The sequence below is a fragment of the Vibrio sp. genome (assembly GCF_047973365.1).
Classification (GTDB): domain Bacteria; phylum Pseudomonadota; class Gammaproteobacteria; order Enterobacterales; family Vibrionaceae; genus Vibrio.
The window spans coordinates 1-22872 of sequence record NZ_JBKEBW010000087.1; the positions used below are offsets into that span (position 1 = coordinate 1).

At 41.4% G+C, this 22872-nt stretch carries 15 protein-coding genes and 3 pseudogenes; 4 read left to right on the forward strand and 14 right to left on the reverse strand.

Translation table 11 applies throughout. The features are described 5' to 3' along the window. Positions 1-349: 349 nt before the first annotated feature. The 7 genes from pstB to ACK5MF_RS11535 all read right to left on the reverse strand — a co-directional run bounded on the left by pstB (position 350) and on the right by ACK5MF_RS11535 (position 6373). Positions 350-1099, reverse strand: coding sequence for a phosphate ABC transporter ATP-binding protein PstB (pstB, locus tag ACK5MF_RS11505; protein ID WP_416922330.1), 750 nt, complete (start codon positions 1097-1099; stop codon positions 350-352). 34 nt (positions 1100-1133) lie between these two features. Beyond that, entirely contained in the window at positions 1134-2021 is an 888-nt protein-coding gene (pstA, locus tag ACK5MF_RS11510) for a phosphate ABC transporter permease PstA (RefSeq protein WP_416922332.1), read from the reverse strand. A 5-nt stretch (positions 2022-2026) separates the two neighbouring features. Then, positions 2027-2953 (reverse strand): phosphate ABC transporter permease subunit PstC, encoded by a 927-nt coding sequence (pstC, locus tag ACK5MF_RS11515; RefSeq protein WP_416922333.1) that lies wholly within the window; start codon positions 2951-2953, stop codon positions 2027-2029. Between the two features lie 108 nt (positions 2954-3061). After that, entirely contained in the window at positions 3062-3883 is an 822-nt protein-coding gene (locus ACK5MF_RS11520; RefSeq protein ID WP_416922335.1) for a phosphate ABC transporter substrate-binding protein, read from the reverse strand. Positions 3884-4123: 240 nt separating this feature from the next. Then, a complete protein-coding gene (locus tag ACK5MF_RS11525) occupies positions 4124-4540 on the reverse strand; it encodes a MarR family winged helix-turn-helix transcriptional regulator (RefSeq protein ID WP_416922337.1) in 417 nt (138 codons plus the stop codon). Between the two features lie 12 nt (positions 4541-4552). After that, complete coding sequence (gene dmeF, locus ACK5MF_RS11530; protein ID WP_416922339.1) at positions 4553-5506, reverse strand: CDF family Co(II)/Ni(II) efflux transporter DmeF; 954 nt, start codon at positions 5504-5506, stop codon at positions 4553-4555. Positions 5507-5668: 162 nt separating this feature from the next. Continuing rightward, the gene (locus ACK5MF_RS11535; RefSeq protein ID WP_416922341.1) at positions 5669-6373 is read right to left on the reverse strand and encodes a diguanylate phosphodiesterase; all 705 of its coding nucleotides are present in this window, start codon (positions 6371-6373) and stop codon (positions 5669-5671) included. 426 nt (positions 6374-6799) lie between these two features. Here ACK5MF_RS11535 and ACK5MF_RS11540 point away from each other — a divergent pair, with 426 nt between their 5' ends. The 3 genes from ACK5MF_RS11540 (at position 6800) to ACK5MF_RS11550 (ending at position 8798) form a co-directional block, all read left to right on the forward strand. Beyond that, the gene (locus ACK5MF_RS11540; RefSeq protein WP_416922343.1) at positions 6800-7009 is read left to right on the forward strand and encodes an ANR family transcriptional regulator; all 210 of its coding nucleotides are present in this window, start codon (positions 6800-6802) and stop codon (positions 7007-7009) included. A gap of 157 nt (positions 7010-7166) precedes the next feature. Further along, positions 7167-7988 (forward strand): IS1634 family transposase, encoded by an 822-nt coding sequence (locus ACK5MF_RS11545; RefSeq protein WP_416922371.1) that lies wholly within the window; start codon positions 7167-7169, stop codon positions 7986-7988. A 633-nt stretch (positions 7989-8621) separates the two neighbouring features. Continuing rightward, complete coding sequence (locus tag ACK5MF_RS11550; RefSeq protein ID WP_416922345.1) at positions 8622-8798, forward strand: hypothetical protein; 177 nt, start codon at positions 8622-8624, stop codon at positions 8796-8798. Positions 8799-8803: 5 nt separating this feature from the next. On the opposite strand, the gene ACK5MF_RS11555 is transcribed toward ACK5MF_RS11550, so the two are convergent. From ACK5MF_RS11555 to ACK5MF_RS11570, 4 genes and pseudogenes are all read right to left on the reverse strand, one after another. Next, positions 8804-9448, reverse strand: coding sequence for a hypothetical protein (locus ACK5MF_RS11555; RefSeq protein ID WP_416922347.1), 645 nt, complete (start codon positions 9446-9448; stop codon positions 8804-8806). Between the two features lie 21 nt (positions 9449-9469). Next, positions 9470-11386, reverse strand: coding sequence for a hypothetical protein (locus ACK5MF_RS11560; RefSeq protein ID WP_416922349.1), 1917 nt, complete (start codon positions 11384-11386; stop codon positions 9470-9472). Between the two features lie 12 nt (positions 11387-11398). Continuing rightward, a complete protein-coding gene (locus ACK5MF_RS11565; RefSeq protein WP_416922351.1) occupies positions 11399-13117 on the reverse strand; it encodes an Hsp70 family protein in 1719 nt (572 codons plus the stop codon). Positions 13118-13315: 198 nt separating this feature from the next. Further along, positions 13316-13763: pseudogene (locus ACK5MF_RS11570) on the reverse strand (DUF2569 family protein). Between the two features lie 160 nt (positions 13764-13923). On the opposite strand from ACK5MF_RS11570, the pseudogene ACK5MF_RS11575 reads away from it, so the two are divergent. Beyond that, positions 13924-14121, forward strand: a pseudogene (locus ACK5MF_RS11575) (DDE-type integrase/transposase/recombinase); the annotation flags it as partial. Positions 14122-14405: 284 nt separating this feature from the next. Here ACK5MF_RS11575 and pbpC read toward each other — a convergent pair. The 3 genes and pseudogenes from pbpC to creD form a co-directional block, all read right to left on the reverse strand. After that, a complete protein-coding gene (pbpC, locus tag ACK5MF_RS11580) occupies positions 14406-16559 on the reverse strand; it encodes a penicillin-binding protein 1C (RefSeq protein WP_416922353.1) in 2154 nt (717 codons plus the stop codon). A gap of 7 nt (positions 16560-16566) precedes the next feature. Further along, on the reverse strand, positions 16567-21168 hold the full coding sequence (locus ACK5MF_RS11585) for an alpha-2-macroglobulin family protein (RefSeq protein ID WP_416922355.1): 4602 nt from the start codon (positions 21166-21168) through the stop codon (positions 16567-16569). A 202-nt stretch (positions 21169-21370) separates the two neighbouring features. Then, positions 21371-22843, reverse strand: a pseudogene (gene creD / locus ACK5MF_RS11590) (cell envelope integrity protein CreD). Between the last annotated feature and the right edge of the window lie 29 nt (positions 22844-22872).

Sequence of the window (22872 nt, forward strand, 5' to 3'; positions counted from 1 at the left end):
ATCCCACCCTCAATCACAGTATTGGTCTGACTAAGTATTGGGCTTTGCGCTATTTTGGACGCTTACCCACCAGTACCGCCGAAACAGATTACGGTTAGTTGTGTACATCTAACTTCCTATGGCTTCCTTCAGACCCCACCGTTAGCCCGTGACGCCCTTGCCATTCGGATTGTCTTCCCCTTAGTCAGGGTGACTCCACTTTCTTTCAAGTGGACGGGTTTGCCAGCTTTGCTGGGCAAACAAAAAAGCCCCTCATTGTGAGGGGCAAAGTTACCATCGCTTTATAGTTATATTGTGTTTAGCCAATATGCGTTGCCAGCAATAATTTTTATTGATGATCTTGTAGCCATTAACCGAAGTCACCATTCACATAGCCTTTTGTTCTGTCATCTTTTGGTGAGTTGAAGATCACTTGCGTATCGTCATGTTCCACCAATTCCCCCATCAAGAAGAATGCTGTACGGTCTGAAATACGACGAGCTTGCTGCATTGAGTGCGTCACGATAACGATAGTGTAGTTTTTCTTTAACTCTTCCATCAGTTCTTCGATTTTGTGTGTCGCAATGGGATCAAGTGCCGATGTTGGTTCATCCATTAGAATCACATCCGGTTCCATTGCAATAGTGCGTGCAATACAAAGACGCTGCTGCTGACCACCAGATAAACCAAATGCATGCGATTTCAAACGATCTTTCACTTCATCCCATAGTGCAGCACCACGTAACGAACGTTCTACCACTTCATCAATATGTTTTTTATCTTTCACACCTTGAGCTCGCAGACCGTAAGCAACGTTTTCGTAGATACTCATCGGAAATGGGTTTGGCTTTTGGAAAACCATACCAACACGGATACGAATATCTGCAACATCAACATTGCCATAAATATCCTGACCGTCCATCTCAAGTTTGCCTTTGATGGTTACGCCTTCGATAAGGTCGTTCATACGGTTCAAACAACGTAATAGTGTTGATTTACCACAACCCGATGGACCGATCAGTGCTGTGACTTGGCGAGTAGGAATGGGTAAGTTAATCGATTTTAGCGCTTGGTTTTCGCCGTAGAATAAATCTAGGTTTTCAATATTAAATTTGTTCATTTTTGATCTCTTAAATTCTGTCTGTCGTCTTGGATTAATATGTTGCAGTGTTGAATCGCTTAGCGATTAACTTGGTTAGCATGTTGATGAGCAACACGACAACAATCAGCACAGTTGCAGTTCCGTACGCTTGGTTCCACTCTTCAATAGTGAACAGTTCAGTGGTTAATTTATATAGGTGAACCGTCAATGTTCGTCCTGAATCCAGTAGCGAATCAGGAATACGAGCAACCATACCTGCGGTTAAAAACACAGGAGCAGATTCACCGATAACACGGCCAATACTCAAAATAACAGAAGTCAAAATACCTGGAATCGCACTGGGTAAAATAAGACGCCAGATGGTGTAAATTTTTGAAGCACCTAGCCCGTATGAGCCTTCGCGATATGTTTGTGGCACTGCCATCAACGCTTCTTCTGTGGTACGAATAATGACCGGAAGAATCAAGATACTCAGCGTTAGTGCACCCGATAATATCGAAAATCCCAAGCCTAGAATCACAACGAAAAATGTCATACCAAACAGACCAAAGATGATCGATGGGATACCCGCCAGTGATTCGGTACAAAAACGGATAACCTTAACCAATTTACTCCCTACTTTGGCGTATTCGGTAAGGTAAATTGCCGTCATGATGCCCATTGGCGCAGCCACGGCAATAGAAGCAATAACCATATAGATGGTTGAGATGATCATCGGGAATATACCGCGTTCTTCACCGGTACGAGTGTAGTTATCCGTAACAAATGCCCAATCTACATGCTTTAATCCGTTTGAAAGTATGTACCAAATGATCCAGAACAGAAAGCCAACGGTTAACGCCGCTGCAAACCAGATAAGTACACGTAAAACGTTATCTTTAAACTCACGTGCTTGCTTTAGCTTTGCGCGATCCGCCTGATTATATTTTGCGTGATCCATTGTCATTACCTCGCTTTCTCACGGTTCAAGTATAAAAGAGCGGCGTTAAGCATCATGATAAACACCAACAAAACAACCCCTGTTGCATACAGTGCATTTGCGTGAACACCACTTGCATAAGACATCTCAATCGCAATGTTTGCTGTTAGGGTACGAGCAGAGTCCAGAATACCTTCTGGCATTGCTGGCGCGTTACCCATCACCATGATGATTGCCATGGTTTCACCCAAAGCACGGCCAATACCTAAGATCACACCCGTCATAATGCCTGAACGTGCCGCAGGAACGAGAAGTTTGAAAATGGTATAAATGTTAGAAGCGCCTAGAGCCAAAGAACCCTCTTTGTAGGCGCGAGGTACAGCACGAGTAGAGGTTTCAGAAACGGTAATTACCGTCGGTAGAATCATCACACCCAGAACGATAATACCGGCAAGAATGGTGTTACCGGCAGGAACCTGGAAGATGTTCTGAATAAGAGGAACGATGATAACCAAGCCGAAGAAACCGTAGACCACTGAAGGAATACCCGCCAGCAATTCAACCGCCGGACGAATCACATCAGCCACACTTTTCGGCGCAATTTCAGCAATGAAGATTGCGGTTAGTACACCAATCGGCACACCAACAATAACGGCACCAAAGGTAGAAACAACAGAAGCCACGATCATAGTCGCGACTCCATATAGCGCAGGAGGAAGCCAGTCTTGCCCTAGGACGATTCCTGAAACGCCTGCTTCTTGAAATGCAGGAATACTCTCTCTTACGATGAAGTAGGCAATAACAGCTAGAGAAACAATACCGATAACGGCACTGGTTAAAAACAAGCCGTGGAAGAAACGTTCTTTCCAATCAACTCGTTTCTGCTCGCGCAGTTTACGGTTTGCTTGGGTTTTTTCGATATCCATAAGCTGGTCACTATTTGCGATGGTCATAGATGTTCTCAATCTCACCTACCGATCAAGCTAAAAAGCATTAGTTCGTCGGTATGTAATACAAAAGCCCAGCCCAAAGCGGGCTGAGCAAAGTTTATGATTTAAATCTTAGTTAACTGAGATGTAATGGTGTGAAGCAACGATTTTTTGAGCTTCAGCAGTCAGCATCCAGTCTAGGAATTTTTGAGTTTCTGCAGATGGCGCACCTTTCTTGTAAAGAACTAGGAAAGGACGAGCAACTTTGTAAGAACCTGATTTAACGTTATCGATAGTTGCAGGAGTACCATCGATTGATAGAGCATGAACTGAACCGTCAACAGTACCTAGAGAGATGTAACCAATTGAGTATGGGTTAGAAGCAACCATAGTTTTCAAACCACCGTTACCATTCGCTACTTGAGCACGTTGCGAGATAGCAGACACTTCTTTATCAGCAACTTTTTTCTTCAATTCCATGATTTCTTCGAATGCACCGCGAGTACCAGAAGCGGTGTCACGAGTAATGGCTACGATTGGCTTATCTTCACCACCAACTTGTTTCCAGTTCGTGATTTCGCCTTTGTAGATTTCAGAAACTTGCTCAGCAGTTAGACCTTTCACTTTGTTGCTTGGGTGAACAACCACTGCGATACCGTCACGAGCAATCACTTCTTCTACTAGAGTCGCTTCTTTCTCAGAAGCTTTCAATCCGCGAGAAGACATGCCGATATCTGCGCTACCGTTTTTCGCAGCTTTAATACCTGCAGAAGAACCTGGACCTTGTACTTCAATGAAAACGTCCGCGTTTGTTTTCATGTATGTTTCTGAGAAAACTTCCATCAGTGGTGTTACGCTGCTAGAACCCACTGCAGAGATAGTTTCTTTTGCTGAAACAGGGTTAATTGCTAGTGCGCCTAATAGAGCGATTGCACCGATTACTGTCTTTTTCATCACATTCTTTCCTTAAGTGGCTAATTTATTTGCCGTTGATTTACTGGAACGGTTTCACTTTAGAATCGAAATGTGACAGTTGTGTTTCAGTTCGTTGAAAACTGCATGACAAATTGAAATATTCGCTTTTTTGTTTAGATAAACGGCTCAAACAGAAAGTTGTGCGGCTATAAGACACAAAGGCGATGGTGAACAACACCATCGCCTTTTGCTGTCAATGAAATCGACGTGATTATGAATCTAGAACTCTTGATTGATTAACGTCAGCATTTTAGCCAGATTGTTTTGTTGTTCTGCACTAAAACGACGAGTGAGTTCCTCAGTGAGCGACATGTGCAAGGCATTGTGTTGTTGAAACACCTCTTTCCCTTGCTGGGTAAGGGTCACCAGAACAGAACGACGGTCTCCTTCTATAGATTGACGTTCTATCAGCCCCGCTTGGACCAGTTTTTCCACCTGAACAGTCAGCGTGCCTGTGGTGATACTAAGTCGGTTTGCCAACTCTTTCATACGCATTGCTCCGTGCGAGCCTAACACTTCAAGCGTGTGAATTTGAGCCAATGAATACCCCGTTTCTTTGACCACAGACATCTCCCATGAAGACATCTTATCGTAAAACTCAGTAATCAGATTGTTAAGCTCGGTCAGATGGTGCATATGGTTTAGCCTTTAAAGCGGGTTTACTTCCAACGTAAGGTGATGCAGTCTATCAAATTCTTTTAACACCTGTCGAAAGTACAGTGCATCTTTGTTCGGCTCAGCCGACATTCTAATTGCCGCAGAATAGTGGTCAGCACTCACTTTCCACACGTGAATATCAATGACTTTAGCTCCGGCTTCTTCAAGTTTGCTGAGCACTTTTTTCTCATACTGATGATTGATATGCGCATCCAGTAAGATAGGTGCGGTTTGTTTCATCAAGCCTACCGCCCACTTAGTAATCACAAGCGCGCCGACAATACCCATAATTGGGTCTAACCATACCCAACCTAAATATTTGCCAACAATCAACGCGGCTATTGCCAATAGTGAAGTTAATGCATCCGCTAACACATGCATGTACGCCGCCGTAAGATTGTGATCATGATGGTGAGCATGCCCATGATCATGGTCGTGATGGTCGTGATGGTCGTGATGGTCGTGATGGTCGTGATGGTCGTGATGGTCGTGATGGTCGTGATGGTCGTGTAATAAAAACATGCTTGCTAGATTCACTGCAAGACCAACAACCGCCACCATTATCGCTTCATTAAACTGAATACTTAACGGGTTAAACAGACGGTGGATTGACTCGCCTGCCATGACTAAAGCGACTAAACCTAAACCAATCGCACTAGTATATCCGCCCAACACCCCTACTTTGCCAGTGCCAAAAGTGTAAGTACGGGAATTCTGATGTTTACGGGCATAACGATAGGTAAACAGCGTAATACAAAACGCAGCCGCGTGCGTTCCCATGTGCCAGCCATCGGCAAGTAATGCCATTGAACCATAAATGCTACCGGCAACGATCTCGACAGCCATAGTGACAACGGTGAGTAACAGCACATAGAGCGTACGTTTTTCACCCTTCTCATTGGTGTATGAAAATGTCTGCGTTTGAGGACAACTTGGTGTTTGCATAGTAATTACTTTGATAATCAAATTTTCCAAAGTGTAGTTAGTTTGATTATCAAAGTAAATTAAAGTTTTATTGTGCAAATGAATTGCTGTGGCGTATGGGCAAATTACTGTTAGGTGCGAACAATGACTAACGCTTCTGCAGCATTGGCAGAGACGAGGCACTCAGTCTTTAAACAAAAAGCCTTGCAATCCCCAGTAATCAACACCTAGTTCATGTAGTGCCTTCATCTTCTCATCTGAATCAATTCGTTCGACGATAATATTGTAATATTTATTATTCAGAATACTTTTAAGATATTGAATATTTTCTATTTTATCAGTGAAATTCACTTTTATAAAACTATAGATATCAGACTGGATTTCACTAATTCTAAAATCTGGATCACAAGACGATGTATTCACATCATCAGCAGCAAGAATAACATTTGATGACCTTAAAAACTGCAGACCATCACGGACTGAAATACAATCACAACAATGATTTCTTTCCGTTATTTCAATAATCAAATGAACATCATATTGCTTTAATTTTTGCTGTAAAGAAACAATGTCGCAGAGTAAAAACTTATCACATAAATGACTTCTCTCCACGTTAACAAACAAAAATAATCCGCTAAATAGTATTAAACGTTCTTGCAAATTTTTTATTTTTTGCACAATTCTTCTGGTTGTGTCAGGGAAAAGAATTTCTGTTTTATAAAAATATTCCTTTTGTTCGGTCGTAAGTAGGCGTGTATTCGTTAATACTTCGTATCCTAGTATTTCCTTTCTTTCGCCTACAATTTTTTCCAGTTTTACAGGCAAATTATAAACATTTTCTATTCTGCTATTTTTGGATGCTAGATAACATTCAGTAACAAAACACATATTCGACTCACAATATCTCATCTACTTTATGTGTTAAATAATAACGAAGGACAACAACAATAGATTAGCACCCCAAAAACCAAACACAAACCTATGCTAACTCACAAACCGGTCACTTGGTTTTTCAATCAGTCAGACTATTATTTGGCAACAGGTTTATTACACTGAGGTAGAAATAGTGCATATATATGTACTTGTATACTCAAACTACATGAAGTTGCAGGTAGGCGGCAAGTGAGTGAATCCCCATGAGCATAGATAAACTATGTGATTGGGGTGAGCGAACGTAGCCAACACCGCTGCAGCTTCAAGTAGGAAGGGTATATTTACATAGCATGAGACACAGAAGTAAAGTTCACTTGCTAGCCTAATACTGCCATTTATCTTGTATATTATTTCATTTATCAATATGAATAAGGCAATAGAATGAGCGGATTATCTTATACTGATTCAGCGGAAAAAGCTTGTGAAAAAGAGAAACTAAAAGAATGGTACGAAGCAAGAGAACTTTGGTTACAAGCGAATACAAAAGTCAGTGTTGGTCATCCAAACAGAAATTGGTCTTGGACAAGAGCCATGTATTGCAATATACAATTACCGCACAACAATCAAATTAAAATTAAGAATAAAATTTAAAAAATAGTCTATGTTCTGTATTCTATAACAACCTCAACCCTTATCAATATTCCGATTAACTCAGTAAGGCTAATACCAGAAAGCTGAAAAATTGGATGAAGAAACACAAGCAGCTTGATTTTCCCCCAATAAAAAATAACATTCGAAGGAAAAGGACATCAATGCCATTAAACTGGTCAAAGGCTACAGTCGAGATCACCGTCCGGAGCTAAACCAAGTTGTACTTGAACTCATTTGTGAAAACCAAGCTGGGTTGCCTGTTTATATGCAAACTCTTAGCGGGAATGCTAACGGTGTAAAAGCGTTTTCAGAGGTAACAAAACGTCATATTCACTGCCTAAAGGCAACACAAAACAGTCGCTATTTTATTGCCGATGCCGCTCTTTATACAGAAGAAGGCATCCAATCTCTTGATGAACAAAAACAGAAGTTTATTACTCGTGTCCCCATGACCATCGCATCGGCTAAACAGGCTTTATTAGCATTAGAGCCAGAGCAATTGCTTCCCATTGAAAATGGTTACTCAGGTCATTGGATTAAAGCCAATTATGGCGACGTAAAACAACGATGGTTGCTGGTTAAGAGTGAACAGGCCACAAAACGAGAAAGCGTCACTTTTTATAAAAATATAGACAAAACCTTAACTAAAGAACTCAACCTACTGAATAAATTAACAAAAAAAGAATTCGCCTGTGAAACGGATGCTCAGAATGCCATGAATGAATTCGCAAGTCAGTGCCAAGTCTTGGGCTTTGAGTTTTCAACGATCGTTAAAGTCCCGACGTTTCCCGGTCGGGGAAGACCTAAAAAACCGCAGAGCCAACAGGCTACCACTACCAAATCGAAGCTGAGCCGTATACCCGATTTAGAGAAAGTAAAAATGGAGAAGCTCAAAGTGGGCATGTTCATTTTAGCGACGAATGATACCGATAGCACCGACCTTACTATGGACGAATTACTGACACACTACAAATCCTAGCAGAACTCCACATCCAACGCATGAATAGCCAATGCTGGAGTTGCTGAAAAATATAAAATACCGATTAAAGAGCAAAAAATTTATTGGCTCTCTTTTTGGATTCTCTTGCTCAGACTTAAATACAAGAATAAAATGTTCATTAACTTCTTTAAAACACTACAATTAATTTATGACAAAGTAAAAAAACACTCGAACCATATTAGTATAATGTCAACGTGTATCCTTGTAGGGCTTTTCTCAAACCACCAACAGAATATATTTCATTTAAAAAACTATATCACATGACTGATCTCTAGCTAACAGGGCGACTTTATATCAATCAACTGATGAGCAATTAGCACATAGATACAGCGCGCCCCTCCCGTGCTAATACGCCAACTGATGAGGAAACAAATAAAACGATGGATTTTTCCTCTGTACACAGTAAAATTCCGCGCTGATATCTAGGTTTTGTTGACCTAACAAGGTTTTAACGTTTTGAAGCACTCCGATCACTGTCTTGCCCTTTTTCAGACGGGCATCTCTGGCTTCCGTGCAAGGGATCTGAATTAATAGAACAGATTAACGTGATAGCTTCATGATCATAAAACCGACCATTTTGACGATTTCAGCAGAAAATGAGAGTGAAACGGAATGACGTTAACAACGCTCAAAATTGCGTCTTTTTTTGAAATAAAGTTACAGCGAGAAATTGAATGGAATAAGAAAGTCGCCCTAAACTTGACAAGTTTACATAATGTACAAAAGCTGACTCAACAACGTAACGATAAACAATGTCATGATGGCTTAGGTCCTTGGGCTGGTCATTAGTGTTTTCACTTCTGTATCATCTGCAACTTATAATCGATAAATAAAGCCAATTCGCGCTCATTCTTCTGACGAACAACCACAGGCTTTTCTAAGCCAGAAATCGAGATCTTATATTCAGACCCTAGTACTGCTTTCATTGATTCAATATCACTTTTTATGAGGTTAAGAAGCTTTGGTCGGTAGTTCTCTGGCTTGCTTACCGCTAGGCTGGTATTGCTTAAGCTATAACTTACTCCCCTTGGTGCCTGAATTTTCTGGATAAAGGCATACATTGCTCGAGTCGCAGCAAATACGTCATTGTTTTCATTCAGCTTAAAAAACAGATTTGCATGCGCTCTCGAAGAGTTAATGGATTTCTGCTTCTCTATAGAAGAGATGGAAATGACTTGCTGTTGTAGTTCCATCCCCTGTTCTGCAGCCAAAACACTCAGAGAGTCAGCAAATGTTTTAAGATCTGTTGCTCTCTGTTCTGGTGATGATTTATCACTCGAAAATGTCACCGTGGCAACCACATAGTCAGCGTCAATATTGATGAAAGAGGCAACCGGGATATAGGAAGAACGATAACTCGCAATCTCAACTTGATCATATCCAGCATAAGCGGTGTTCATCATCAGTAATAACACTGCCAACAATCGAACTAAGTTCATACAAACTCCTTTATTTAGTCACTAGCGAGCATCAGCTTCTCGCCACGATGCTTTCAGTTTTTGTAAATCTCGTTTAAAGGTCTGTCGGTCCCACCAACCTTTAGTGAAACAATCCGTCATCTCTTGTCTGAAAGTGAGATAGTTTGCCCACTCTTTACCTTGGTCAAAGTGCCAGTTCGTTGCATTCATTCGCATTTGACAAAACTCTGGTGTTACCACCGTTGACCGAATTTTTGGCGCTTTATAAGTTGCGGCTAATGACACGCATCGCGCACCGGATGGGAACACAAATGGATTAACACGGCTGTCTTTATCACACAGCATCACCAGATCATTATTTGAGTCTTCGGCCCTATGTCTCGCTTCTAGTTCGAGCCCTTCTAAAAGCTTATTGTTTGGATAATAGGGTGAAAGCCACGCAGCTTCCAAACGTTGAAGATACTCTTGCACTGTTGGTTTGCCCTTAGGCCACCAGCGATTATCAACGCATTTCTGAACTTCATTTCTAAATGAGGTGTAATTTACGTCATGCTTGTATACGTCAGCCCAACGGTCGACCAATTCCGCTCTGGCTTTACACAGTTCAGGTGACATATTAAATGACACAACAACAATCTCTGGTTGTTTCACTTTCTTTTCGGGCTGTTTAGGTTTGTTTTGCGTTGTGCTCTGCTCAAGCTCTGGCTTATTCACTGTTACTTTCGGTACAGGTTTAGGTCTTGGTGGCAAACTTTGGCTCTTTATTTCTTTGCGTCTTTTTTCCTCATCAAGAAGGTTCTTGAGAGCTTTCTCTCTTGTTTCATCTATGTCTCTGTTTGCTGGCTGACGCTGTATAGACGGCTCACTTTTGTTCCATTGCCAATCGAAATCCAAATGATCGTTCAAAACTGACATCACGCCAACGATAGTCATACTTGCGGCCAGCCACAAACAGAAAATAACCAATAATTTGACTCTCAATGACGATGCCATTCGCTCCCGCAAGGCAATGATTTTTCTCTCTGCGGAAGATTTAAGCTGCTCAGATTGCTGCTGAGTCTGCCATAACTTACTCAGTAAGGGATAACGCGCGCACGCATTGCTTAATGCTTGCGTTTCCTTGGGAGTTGCTAACATGCGATGTTTATTGATCGCTTTTAACATGTCGGCACGGAAAGCGGGAGGCTCCTGCTTCCACTGTAACCATTGTGTCACTATCTGCTTTAACCAGTGATCGACTTGATAATTTTGCGTAATCGGCAGGTGCTGCTGCCACTCAAATAATTCAACGGCTGCTTCAAAGAGTTGCGGTTGCCCTTCATGATTGTTAAACAACCAGTTTGCGAGCAAAACTTCAAATTCCATTCGAGCTTCAAGGGCAATCATATCCTCACGTTTCAAGGCTGTGGTTAACCATTGATGTGCGAGTTTAGGATAAGCAATCACTTGCTCGATAAAGGTTTGAAACTGAGCCGCCGGACTCAAAGGCTTTGGCGGAAGATCTTTATCTAACGTTGCGTGAAAAATGGGAGCTGTAGGAGGAGATTGACTGTGATCTACTTGCTCATTTTGCGCACTGTGCTGAGTCTGTTTACCATTCTCTTCAGTCCTATTTGCATGAATGACTGGAGCAACAGGGCGAAACTGCGCCTGCTCATCCAAATAGACTTGTTCTAGTTCTTCAAACTGTTGCGTCTCGTTAGACTCTTGCTTCTGTTCAAAGTGCTCATTGTGCCAAGTGTGCTCACAATGTGATGGTTCAAAAGTAAATTGACTTTTATCCTGCTTTTTCTCTGCCCAAGAGCGAGCTAACTCATAGGCTTCACGCAATTTCTCAAACTCTTGAAGCTGCGTCTCCTGATCGATTTTTTTTAGCTCAACAGCGTAAGCACGTTTTATTGCTTTATTATCATTAGTCGGCTTGATACCAAGCCTTGCAAAATACCACAACTTCGTCATCAAGCTTTTCCACTACTCGAATTCTGGCGAAAAATAGTTATCACATTCAAAGAAATCGAGCACTTTCGTCAAACGTTCTCGTGCTGCTGCACATTCCTTTTCATTCTGCCGCTGAAGTACTTGTTCAAACTGCATAATTTCCATACTCAAACGGTTACGGTTTTCCCCCAGTAATTGTTGATACAAACGTTCACTTCTTGTCAATAATGTGCGGTTTTCGATTTTTTCCCGTGGATGTATTTTCAGAGCTGCCAGAGCAAGCAAGCGTTGTTCAATCTCTTGTTCAGACAAACCATTATCTTGGCTATTTATTACTAAGCGCTGAATTTCATTGGTTTTGTGCAGACGAGTTTCGACCTCTAGTAATCCGTTCACGTCATAGGTAAAACGAACATCAAAAGCCAATTCTTGGTAAGGGGCTTTCTTAGGCAGCAGAATTTCTAGCTCACCTAACGCAATATTATCTTTGACATAGCGACCTTCACCTTGGAATACCCTAACGGTAACTTGGCGCTGATTTTCATTTTCAGGCCAATAAGTCTCAACACGACTGGCGGGGATCACGGTATTGCGTTCAATAATTGGCGAGCTAACGCCATGAATTATCGACCCATCAGGCAAATGCGTTGAAGTAGCAATACTTAAGGTATAAGGACAAACGTCTGTCATCACCACTTCGTCTAATGTAGCGTCCTTCATTTTTAGACCTGCCATGACACCAGCTCCGACAGCGACTACTTCATCTGGATTAACCTGTGTATTGGGGAAACGCCCAAACATTCGCGCGACTAGCTGCCTAACCATAGGCATTCGAGATGCTCCGCCAGCGAGAACAACGTCATTGATGTCAGAAACACGAATGCGAGCATCTCGTAATGCACGCTCAACGGGCGCCCTTAGGCGATCAAGGAGTTCTTGGCTTAATTGAACAAATGTTTCTTCATTGATGATTAAACTGTAAGTTTCGCTCTGCCATACAAGGGCAAGCTCTTGTTCATTATAAGGTTCTAGTGCAATTTTCACCGCTTCCGCTTTTGCAATAAGTTGTTGTTGAAACGCGGCATCGTTCTTTGCTTTAGCGCTGATTCCACTATGAGCATAAAAATGGTCAACAATAACGGTAGTAAAATCTTCACCGCCTAGATAATTGTCTCCAGCGGTTGCCCTGACTTCCATAACACCTTCAAACTTTTCAATGATTGAGACGTCAAAGGTGCCGCCTCCTAGGTCAAAGATAAGAAAGGTTGATTCATCAGGTGCTTCATGTAAGCCATACGCTAATGCAGCAGCAGTAGGCTCACTAATGATTCGGTCGACTCTTAAACCAGCCAATCGTCCCGCCGTTTTTGTTGCTTTACGCTGACCATCGGAAAAATAAGCTGGAACTGTGATAATTGCCTCTTCAACCGCTTGACCTAAGTAACTCTCTGCGTCTTCTTTTAACGCTCTTAGCACCAGTGATGACAGTTCTTCAGGTAGATATTCTTTATCACCAAGGCGTGAGGGAGTTCGACTTCCCATTCGACGTTTAAAAAGTGCAGCTGTTTTATCGGGATGAGTCTGCAACCGATTTTGTGCCACTTTACCAACGAGAATGGATGCGTCTTCATCAACACCAACGCAAGACGGTGTGAGGTAAGACTCTAATATATTCGGGATCAGCTTCACCGAGCCACCTTGCCACACAGAGACAAGGCTATGAGTCGTACCTAAATCAATACCAATGATCATAAAGACTTCCCTATAGATGTATCGACATCTAAATACAGATTAGGTAAACGAATATTTTGCGAGTGTAGTCGCCCTAGCATTTTCTCTTATGTGGCTACCTATGTGAATTGACTAATATATGTACAACAAAGTTCAACACGTTCTAGTTCATTACTGCCCAAAGCACTTTGACTAACGCCGCTAATAGTAAACCTAGAACTAGACCAAGCATCCCTTGCCAATTCTTGTTTGCCTTTTTTTAGGTTCAGGTGTACTGTTTTCTTGATTCTTACCGTCCAGAAAAACATCAAGAGCAACTTCTCCCGTTTGCATAATAAAAGGGGTTTTTGAACGTTGAGATTTGATGAGGTAAGTTCCCCAAATAGATAATGCAAAAACACAACTAAAAATTGACACAATGGTGTCTTTATCTAAAAAAGAGGTATTCGGAATAATGATTGACGCTGTAAGAGAATCTATTGTAATAAAAACAAGAAAAAAGAACATCGTTCCAATATACCACTTTGGGAAAGACTGCTGACGATAAAAAAACAATAAGTCGAATGGGGTTAAGAACTAAACCAATCGCCAATAAGATAAGCCACCCTCCAATCTTCTGAGGCTTATTCTCTTTGATATCATTCGCAGTATCTAACATACATAACATTCCTTAATGTCAATACTACAATTATCACACATACCAAACCAGTTGAATTAGCAATGCAGTTCTTAATTCCTCATTCGTGCATAAGCATAATTTAATAAGCCAAAAGGCTCCGTTGCAAATTTTGACCATTCAGGCACCCTAGACCGAAAATCCGAATGGAATGAATAAGGTGGCTGATTTAAAAGGTCGCCACTTTTCTGGCCAAGTCATTCTTTGGGCCGTACGTTGGTACAGGAAGCCAGAAACGATGGACTTCTTCATGGTAAATTGATGAAACCTATATCCGAATAAAAGGGCGTTGGATATATCTTTCTCGAGCTATCACCGATTCCCAGTGGATTTCTATTTATCCGCCACTTATAATGTGAAAACCGCTAATCGTTAGCGAAGCCTTGCGTAGAATATCAAATAATGTAACCATCCTTCCACCTTGAATACAGGCTTACATTCCAGCGACACGAGTCCTTAAATATGAAGGGGTTAGCCCTGCGAACAATGTCCATCGGCAAGTAAAATACTTAAATAATCGAGTAGAGTCACACCATGGAAAGGCGATTTGTATCCTAGCCCATAATTCACCCAAGAACAATTGGAGCCACTAAAAATTTGCAACGGAATCGGCCGTTTAGATAGATTGGGTATCTAATGAATCGTGATTTCCACACTATCACAAGACATCCCTAAACAAGCGGTAATTTTGGTTTTCCCTTTATACTGGTTAAGTTTAATCTCAGACTGTTGTTGAAATCTACTATTGATATACCAAAGTACCTTTTGTTTTGGCTTATTTGAGATAAGCGGTAAAGCTCCAATTTCCTGAATAAAGAAATGCTGCCCTGAACGAAAGTTACTAATTTTAATTGGTTGTCCAGCTTCAGTTTGTCGTTTATTCTGCTCTGTTTCCCATACAGCTAACTGAGTAGGCATTGCAGAATTAATAACAAACATTCCATAACTGTCCATTGTAGAAGGAGTGATACCATTCACTGTGTATGCAAGGCGCGACGAAATACACTGCTCCGGAGTGGTGTACTGTTTTTGCTGACCTCCGGGCCAACAGATTTCTACCTGCTTTACGGTCTGTGGTTGCTCTACCCGCGACGAGTCCTCAGGTAACTGATCAAACACATCAAACATAATTGGCGATGCTTGAGTTGCCCCCAAATAACTAACCATAGGTGTAGAATCGGGACGTCCAACCCAAACACCCACAGTATAATCTTTACTCGCACCCACAGACCAAAAATCACGATAACCGTAACTTGTACCAGTTTTCCAAGCAATTTCACGACGAATCGCCGGAACAATTCTATCCGGAGCACTCATGGAGCTTAAGGTTTTAAAGATAATCCAGCTACTCTCTTCTGAAAGTAACTTCTGCACCTCTTGCTTACCTTGCCCTTTTAAAACATAGGGTTGCACGACTTCACCTTTATAAGCTAGCGAGCGATACAGAGAGGTTAACGACCATAAATTAGTCCCCATACCTCCTAATGCCAAAGTAAGCCCTGCATCATTTTGTTCAAATACATCACATGAAGCAGACATTTTGTCGATCAGTAACTTCGGCGTAATCTTATTAAGAACCTGCACCACGGGCACATTCAATGACATTTTCAACGCTTCACTCACACTCACGCCGCCATAATATATCTGGCTTAAATTCGCAGGTTTATAACCAAAGTATGAAGTGGGAATATCACTGAGTAAGCTCTCACTATGAATATAGCCATTCTCAATAGCTAAACCGTAAATAAACGGTTTTATCGTTGAACCGGGAGATCGAACCGCACGCACCATATCTACGTAATTAAAACGTGTCGCATCAGTGAAATCAGCCATTCCCTGATAACCCAATACTGCACCATCTTTATTTCGCAAAATGACAACCGCTAACGAACTTTTAGTCGGTAATTGAGCGGCGTGCCGTTGTAGAATCGTTTTGATTTTCGTCTGCAAATCATAATCGATGGTTGTATGAATAGCAGAGCTGCTTGCGTGTTGCTCTCTCAAATAACGGCTTAATAGCGGAGCTTGAGCCTCGGTTTGATTGAAATGCACCCCCAATGGTTCCTTAATCAACATTTGATAAGCGTTTTGTTCAATAAGGCCGGCTTCCAAACTACGATTTAATACTTTATTCCGCATAGCCAAAGCAAGCTCAGGATGGCGGTCAGGACGATAGGAGGAAGGTTTTTGTGGTAACACAACCAAGGTGGTTGCTTCACTCATATTTAACTCAGAGGCGCGTTTAGAAAAGTATTTTTGTGCAGCACTTTCAACACCAGAAATATTTCCACCAAACGGTGCCAAATTGATATACAAAGTGAGGATATCATCTTTGCTATAGTTCAGTTCTAGCTGAATAGCGCGGAACATCTGCTTAAGCTTTCCAGCAATACTGCGCTGGTGTGGGTCAATCAAACGAGCCACCTGCATCGTTATCGTCGAACCACCTGAAATGACTCTGCTTGACGTTAGCCACTGAAACCCAGCTCTAACTAGAGCCAAAGGGTTAACCCCGAAATGGTAGTAAAACCAACGGTCTTCATAGTTGAGCAAACTTTGCAGATAAAATGGTGATACTTCGTCTAACTCAATGTAATAACGAAATACACCTTTTGAATCAGAGAAACGACGCAGTACTTCTCCATTCTCAGCGACAACATTCACTGAAACACCGTCAGGAAATGGTTCTGGTAACGGATACTGTTTATCAAAATAACAAAAAAGTAAGAGCAGCCCTATCATCAGGCTACTCAATACCAGTATCAGACCTTTTGTCAGTAACTTCATTTAGCCATTATTGGTCAGCTTTCGCTTGAGTGCTAACCGTCACCTTACCCACATTTGGTTTAAGCATAATACGTTGAGCTGGGTTGTACATAGCTTCAACTTTCGTTGCTGGCCAAATGTAATCACCAGATACCTCTGCTCGAACAACGTAGGCAAAACGGAGTTTACGGCGCAGGAACACGCCGTCAAAAGCGGCTACGTAGCGGTCGTTACGGAACTCCTGATGATTCGCTTCTGTTAATGGATAATCTTTCAAAGAGCTACCTAAAACCGTCTTCACATCAGGACCTTGGTTTAGTGCTGGGTTTTCAACAGCAAACCCTGATGGCGTCAGATCTTCCAACAGCACATCGGTAAGATAGATTGTCTCTCCGTCATCATCTCTCAACGCTTTACTCAACTGAATGGCAATATCAACAACCAATCTATCACCCACTTTAACGGGCTCACCGTTATAGGCTCGACCATCCATATACCTTACCGTTTTCGCTAATACATTCGAGTCACTGTGGATATACCCTGAAGTTAGTGAACCTTGATCCGGATAACCTTGAGCATTGACGAATACCATAATCGGCTCTCTGCTCGTGTTCTTGACGACGGTTTGCGGTGATACTTTATCGAAATAACTGCCGATTGCCGTAAACTCTTGCCCATCAATATCGCCAACTAGCGTTTTTCTATCCTCTCGGGAAGAAACCATCGCTGCCATTAACAGTGCGTTATTCTCTTGAGTTGAGAACCAACGCTTCTTGTAAGACTCAGTAATCGCCGAAAACAGCAGCTTATTTCTGATAGAAGTATAACGAGCATTCACTTTTGAATGTTCGATTAGATCATCAAGAATAGCTGCAGATAATGCATTGTCTCTCATTGGAGAGGCGTATCTTCTGAAGTTCCCCCTTGATACTCGGGAAGCATTAAATTCAACGGTTTCCCACTGATTTAGCATTTCTTCAGCATGAGAAGAGTTACCAACCAGCGCATAAGCCGCTGCTAACTGCATAAACTCATGTTTAGACGTATAAAAATTATGACGGTTCTGCTGCCATACTTTATTCAGGTCACTCCAGTTTAACTGGCCATTTTGAGCCAAAACATAAGATGCATAAGTGAAAGCGCTAACATGTTCAACCGTTGAAACTTTACGAGTTACGTAATATCTCACACGTTTCAACGCACTCTCAATCGCTTGCTTAGGCACGATATCAGGGTACTTATTATTAACTTTAATTAAAAAGTCAGTCGCATAAACGGTTATCCATGCATCTTCTCTTCCATTGTCCCATAAGCTAAACGCACCATAGCTAAGCTGACGAACCAATAACCTCTGAACAACTTGTTCCAGTAATTGCTCTTCTGTCTTCTCTGCTTTTTCTAACTGCTCTTGTTTAATCTCTTCTAGCTTAGGCAAATCATAAAGATAAGGCATCGCTTTACTAATGGTTTGCTCTGTACATCCATACGGATAACCAAACAATGCGTTAGCTTGTTTTTGGATATCAACTTGCGGCGAATACGAAACCGTCATAGTCCCTGCCGAACCATCCAGCCAAGTAAGGCCCTTCCACATTGACTGTGGAACCTCAAAGGTTTGCCCTGGCTGAATCGTTGCTGACATCGTTCTGGTAACATATGGAACACTCGGACGAATTGGCACATACCATTGACGCTGAATATTGACCGCTTCACTATCACTAGATTCAACACTGCTCAGTGCAAGACTGACTGTACTTGACCGAAATTTGAAGTGCTCAGCCGCTGTCACTGGAAGCGTCGCATAATAACGCTGCTTATCTTCCAGAGTGATAACTTCATTAAATGGTTCAACAAACTTCAAAGCGTCATTACTGGTGCTTAATGAAACGTTAAACTGCTGTTTCACACCACTCACATTAAACAGTTCAACAGTCATTGAGCTGTTATCACCTGGAGCAAAAAACTTTGGTATGGATAATTCAGCAACAACCTTGTGTGTCACTTTGTTGTCAACGACCTGTTGACCAAATTCGTTATCATTAAATGCCGTGGCAATAACCTGAACTTCACCGTTATAGTCAGGAATGTCCAAAGTAACATTGGCAACACCATTCTTCACCTCAACAGGTTTTGACATTAACGTTAACGTTTTGACCTCCACAAGCGACTCATTTTTATTTAACGCTGCCATTGCTGCTTCCTCGGTTTCTGAAGACATCATGTCACTACCAAAACGAGAAGTCGCAAATGGGTCGGGTCTTAAATCGTACAGACGAGAGTAAAGATCAATCACGTCTGGGTTATAGCGTTGCTGTGCATAGAAGTAATGATAAGGGTCACTTGGCTTAAAGCGACTTAGGTTTAGAATACCTTTATCGACAAGAGAGAGCGTAACCCAAGTTTTTTGTTTATCACTTTTACCGCCCGCTACTTTCACAGGAATGATGACCGTTTTTTCCGCTTTAATCACCTCTGGCAATTCTACATCTACCTGCAATTCACGCTCAGTACGATTCAGTTTTAAAGCTTCAACCCCCATATATCGAATTGGCTGACCATTTACATTGGAAGTCAACACTGCACTGACATACATATCATGGCGGTTCCAATCATTTTCCATTGGAATGTCTAGGCTTTGTTGACCTTTCTCCACCGTGATCGTTTTTGAATAGAGTTCTTTATCACTCTCTACCGTTACCGTAAGATCTCCTCGCACGGGAGCCCGAACATTCACTTTGATTAGCTCACCAACCTTATAATGCGTTTTATCCAGTGTGACAGCTAGGTGATCTGGTTTTGCCTGAATCTGCTGACGACTCTCATTCCAGCCTGCATAAAATTCATATTCAGTGACATTACCTGATTTTTTGTCTGTCACCGTTAAACGATAATTACCCCAGGTAACAGGTACAGACAATAAGGTTGATTGACCTTTTTTCACGGACAGCGGTTTTTCAACAATGGTTTTCCATTTGTCTTGCGTTTTTTTCCGCCAACCTCTGCCTTCTTCATAAATCCAATAGTGTTTACCCTGATCGTAATCCAACTGAATCTGTAAAGAGCCATCCAGCATTTGTGAGCCTGAATCATTAAGCAGTGCAATATCAAACTCAGCCTGAGATCGATAATCAAACACCTTTTTATGTGGACGAACTGCCGGAATGGCGGACTTCTTCCAAACAACAACAGAATGCTTGCGTTGAACCGCAGCACCGCCTGACTCAAGCAAACTAAATTCGCTTTCAACTTTGATTGGCGAGTAAATTTTATTTGAAGCTGGTGTGGTTACTAGAACCGTCGCCTTTCCTTTTTCAGATAATCGAGTGTCGTCAAGTCTTTTGTAACGATCTTCTAAGTTGTGCTTTTTACCGACCAAAAAGTCTTTGTATTTACCACTGAAAGAGTAAACCGGGCCGTAACTTACGAACGTTTTCAACTGGTTATTATTCGCAGGTGAGCCAAACAGATAACGACCACTCAAATCATATTGAACCTCGTCATCGGCATAAACGGTTTCTTGTTTTGGTGTCACCGTTAATTCCATTCGTTCTGGTGTGAATTCTTCAACTTGAAAACGAAAAACATTGACGGGATTTTTTGAGGTTGAATCGGTTCTCACTTCCAGAGTATAGCGGCCTACATTCCAAAACGGCTGTGACTCAATATCATAGCGGTAATAACCACTTTCGCTGGCGTTAACAAGTTTTGAAAGTATTTGCTTATTCTTTGAATCAAATAGAGTCAAAGTAAGCGGAATGTTTAACATTCTATCGCCTTGCGCATCACGCAATAAGATATTGATTGGAATAGAGTTTCCCGGACGAATTAGGTCCCGGTTACTGTATACAAACGCACTTTCAGCTTGCGCTACACGACCGCCGATACTGTATTCAGAGAGATCAAGTGGGATTTCACGCAGAGGCAGAATTGAATAGCTTTTTCCAGATTCAACAACAATGACATCGTTATTCTCTGGTGTGACATTAAGAACGGCTTTGCCTTCATTATCTATCGCCGCGCTTTCAAACAAGTTGCCATCTTTACGGTAGAGTTTTACCACTCCCGAAGTAAAAGCATAACCGGAGCTTAAAGAAGCAGTTCGTACGGTAATACTGTTGTGGAATACTTTCGCCTGAACACCAATATCGGTTAACAATACATGACGAACTTGCAAGTTGTCGTAACTTCCCGCTTTACGGACAACCACCAGATACCAGCCTGGTTTAATTGATTGAGGAATACGGATACGAACAGTCTGCTCTTCATTAGTACGCGCTTTCGGTAAAGTGTAACGGTCAATATGTAGTGAAGTGAAAGAGCGCTCTATACTACTAAGATCCCAGGCTTTGATTTCTTGGTTGAAATAGTATTGATTGAGAAAAGAAGCTGGATTGTTGGCTTGTAGAATATCGACATCGATTTCATTCACATTGACAGCAGAAATAGGAATTGATTGATCACTTGATAGCGGAACAACCGGTCCTCGCCCAACAAAGCTGACACTGGGCTCAAGCACTTTACCTTTGTCGGGATCAGCTAACGCTTCAGTCATAAATAAAGTTATAGCGATGAATACAAAGGCAAAAATTACCAGCATTTTATTGCTAAATCCTAACCAATTACGACGCATAAATGCTCCTTACGTCCTTCATTTGTGTGTACCACACAATGAAATTAAACACATAAACACAGGCTTGTAAAAAACATATCCCTTACATTATTTTTCCAACCCTTATGCCTTATAGAAAAGAGTCAAGCAAACCCAAACTTAATGAAGAAGACTAAAACCATATAACGTTGTTAAATATTAACGCACTCCAGCTTATCATCCGTTATTCCCGAGATGTAATAATTGAATCATGATTATAATGTCGAGTGATATACATCAAAATGAGTAACGCCAACAACAATAATCCCGTTCCCATTAGCAGCGCATAGTCTTCAAGTTGAAGTATGGAATAAAGAACTGTATAAAGCCCCGCCTGCATTACACCGACAAAGAAACCTCGCTTATAGCTCGCCGAGGCGCTTCCTACATAGGAGGATATAGACAATACTGGAATAGTGGCAGCGATAAGGTAAGCATAGAAAAATACCAAGTGCTCTAACAACGATAACAGCAATAAGTAAAACATCGCCATTGCCCCTCCGACCAACATATATTGAATGATGCTCAAACTAGTTTTCTGACCCAGTTCAAAAATAAACAACATAATGAAGGTCAGCACGATGAACAACAGTCCATATTTTACTGAACGTTCAGTCTTACCGTAATGCGTCACAGGCTCAAAAAGGACGGTGGTCGCCGATATTTCTCCTAGTCTGACCATATCTCCTTGAATGAATTCTTGAGGGTAATTTCTGGTTAAATGGCTGATATTCCAAAAAGCATCAAACCCTTGCTCAGAGATATTTCGCTTGGCCGGCAAGATGCCTTTAAAACTTGGATGTGGCCAATCGCTTTGGATATTAATCAGAGTCTGTTCACCTAAGGGGAGAATATCAATCGCCTCAGAACCACGTAATATCATAGAAAAATCAATACTAAATCCATTATTCCAATCGAGGATTTCCAATCCTTGTTAAAATCCTTGGTTAAGATTATCAACGTTTAACTTGGTACCTGACATTAATGAACCCGCAAGTTTAACCGACGAACCATTTAGTTTGATATTGTGGACTTTATCTATCGCCTTATTAGAAGATACACCAAACACCAATCTAGCTCGTTTCATGTCATAGCCGATAACATTGTCTATTTCTATTTGAGGTGGATTGAAGTCAACCTTACCCAATAAAGTAGTGTTGTAAACTAGGGATTGATAGATACCTCGGTTTCTAAAGTCGTGATTAAGCACCAGATTTTGTTCAAGCTTTTTCGGTAAAATTACCAACTCATTTTGACGAATATCTTTTGTTTTATTAACAGTTTTACCATCAGGACTTAATTCCTCTCGCAGTACATAATAACTGTAAGGAACAACTAATACAGGCCCCGATAGAATGAGTTTTTCTCCCCAAGAATGACCAATGTCTTTCACGACTCGATGATATATACGTTCGCGATCGGAGGTCATATCCATCACCATACTTAATGGTAATAAAGCACCGACACAGATAATAGCAATAATAACCGCCTTCGTCAGATGAGTGTATTTAGCTTTTTTCACAGTGCGAGTTTCAGACATTTCATTTAAGTTTGTCGAAGGTTGTTCAGAATTATTTCCTAAATAGCGAACCATAAGATAAACGACACCACTCACAATGGCTAAAAACAATAAAGCGACAAAAATAATATAAGTCATACTACTCCAAATGATGACTAATAGAGAAA

Excerpts from the sequence above, each read along its gene's own strand:
- pstB (WP_416922330.1), bottom strand. The coding sequence starts at position 1,099 with ATGAACAAATTTAATATTGAAAACCTAGATTTATTCTACGGCGAAAAC.
- pstA (WP_416922332.1), bottom strand. The coding sequence starts at position 2,021 with ATGGATCACGCAAAATATAATCAGGCGGATCGCGCAAAGCTAAAGCAA.
- pstC (WP_416922333.1), bottom strand. The coding sequence starts at position 2,953 with ATGACCATCGCAAATAGTGACCAGCTTATGGATATCGAAAAAACCCAA.
- ACK5MF_RS11520 (WP_416922335.1), bottom strand. The coding sequence starts at position 3,883 with ATGAAAAAGACAGTAATCGGTGCAATCGCTCTATTAGGCGCACTAGCA.
- ACK5MF_RS11525 (WP_416922337.1), bottom strand. The coding sequence starts at position 4,540 with ATGCACCATCTGACCGAGCTTAACAATCTGATTACTGAGTTTTACGAT.
- dmeF (WP_416922339.1), bottom strand. The coding sequence starts at position 5,506 with ATGCAAACACCAAGTTGTCCTCAAACGCAGACATTTTCATACACCAAT.
- ACK5MF_RS11535 (WP_416922341.1), bottom strand. The coding sequence starts at position 6,373 with ATGTGTTTTGTTACTGAATGTTATCTAGCATCCAAAAATAGCAGAATA.
- ACK5MF_RS11540 (WP_416922343.1), top strand. The coding sequence starts at position 6,800 with ATGAGCGGATTATCTTATACTGATTCAGCGGAAAAAGCTTGTGAAAAA.
- ACK5MF_RS11550 (WP_416922345.1), top strand. The coding sequence starts at position 8,622 with ATGACGTTAACAACGCTCAAAATTGCGTCTTTTTTTGAAATAAAGTTA.
- ACK5MF_RS11555 (WP_416922347.1), bottom strand. The coding sequence starts at position 9,448 with ATGAACTTAGTTCGATTGTTGGCAGTGTTATTACTGATGATGAACACC.
- ACK5MF_RS11560 (WP_416922349.1), bottom strand. The coding sequence starts at position 11,386 with ATGACGAAGTTGTGGTATTTTGCAAGGCTTGGTATCAAGCCGACTAAT.
- ACK5MF_RS11565 (WP_416922351.1), bottom strand. The coding sequence starts at position 13,117 with ATGATCATTGGTATTGATTTAGGTACGACTCATAGCCTTGTCTCTGTG.
- pbpC (WP_416922353.1), bottom strand. The coding sequence starts at position 16,559 with ATGAAGTTACTGACAAAAGGTCTGATACTGGTATTGAGTAGCCTGATG.
- ACK5MF_RS11585 (WP_416922355.1), bottom strand. The coding sequence starts at position 21,168 with ATGCGTCGTAATTGGTTAGGATTTAGCAATAAAATGCTGGTAATTTTT.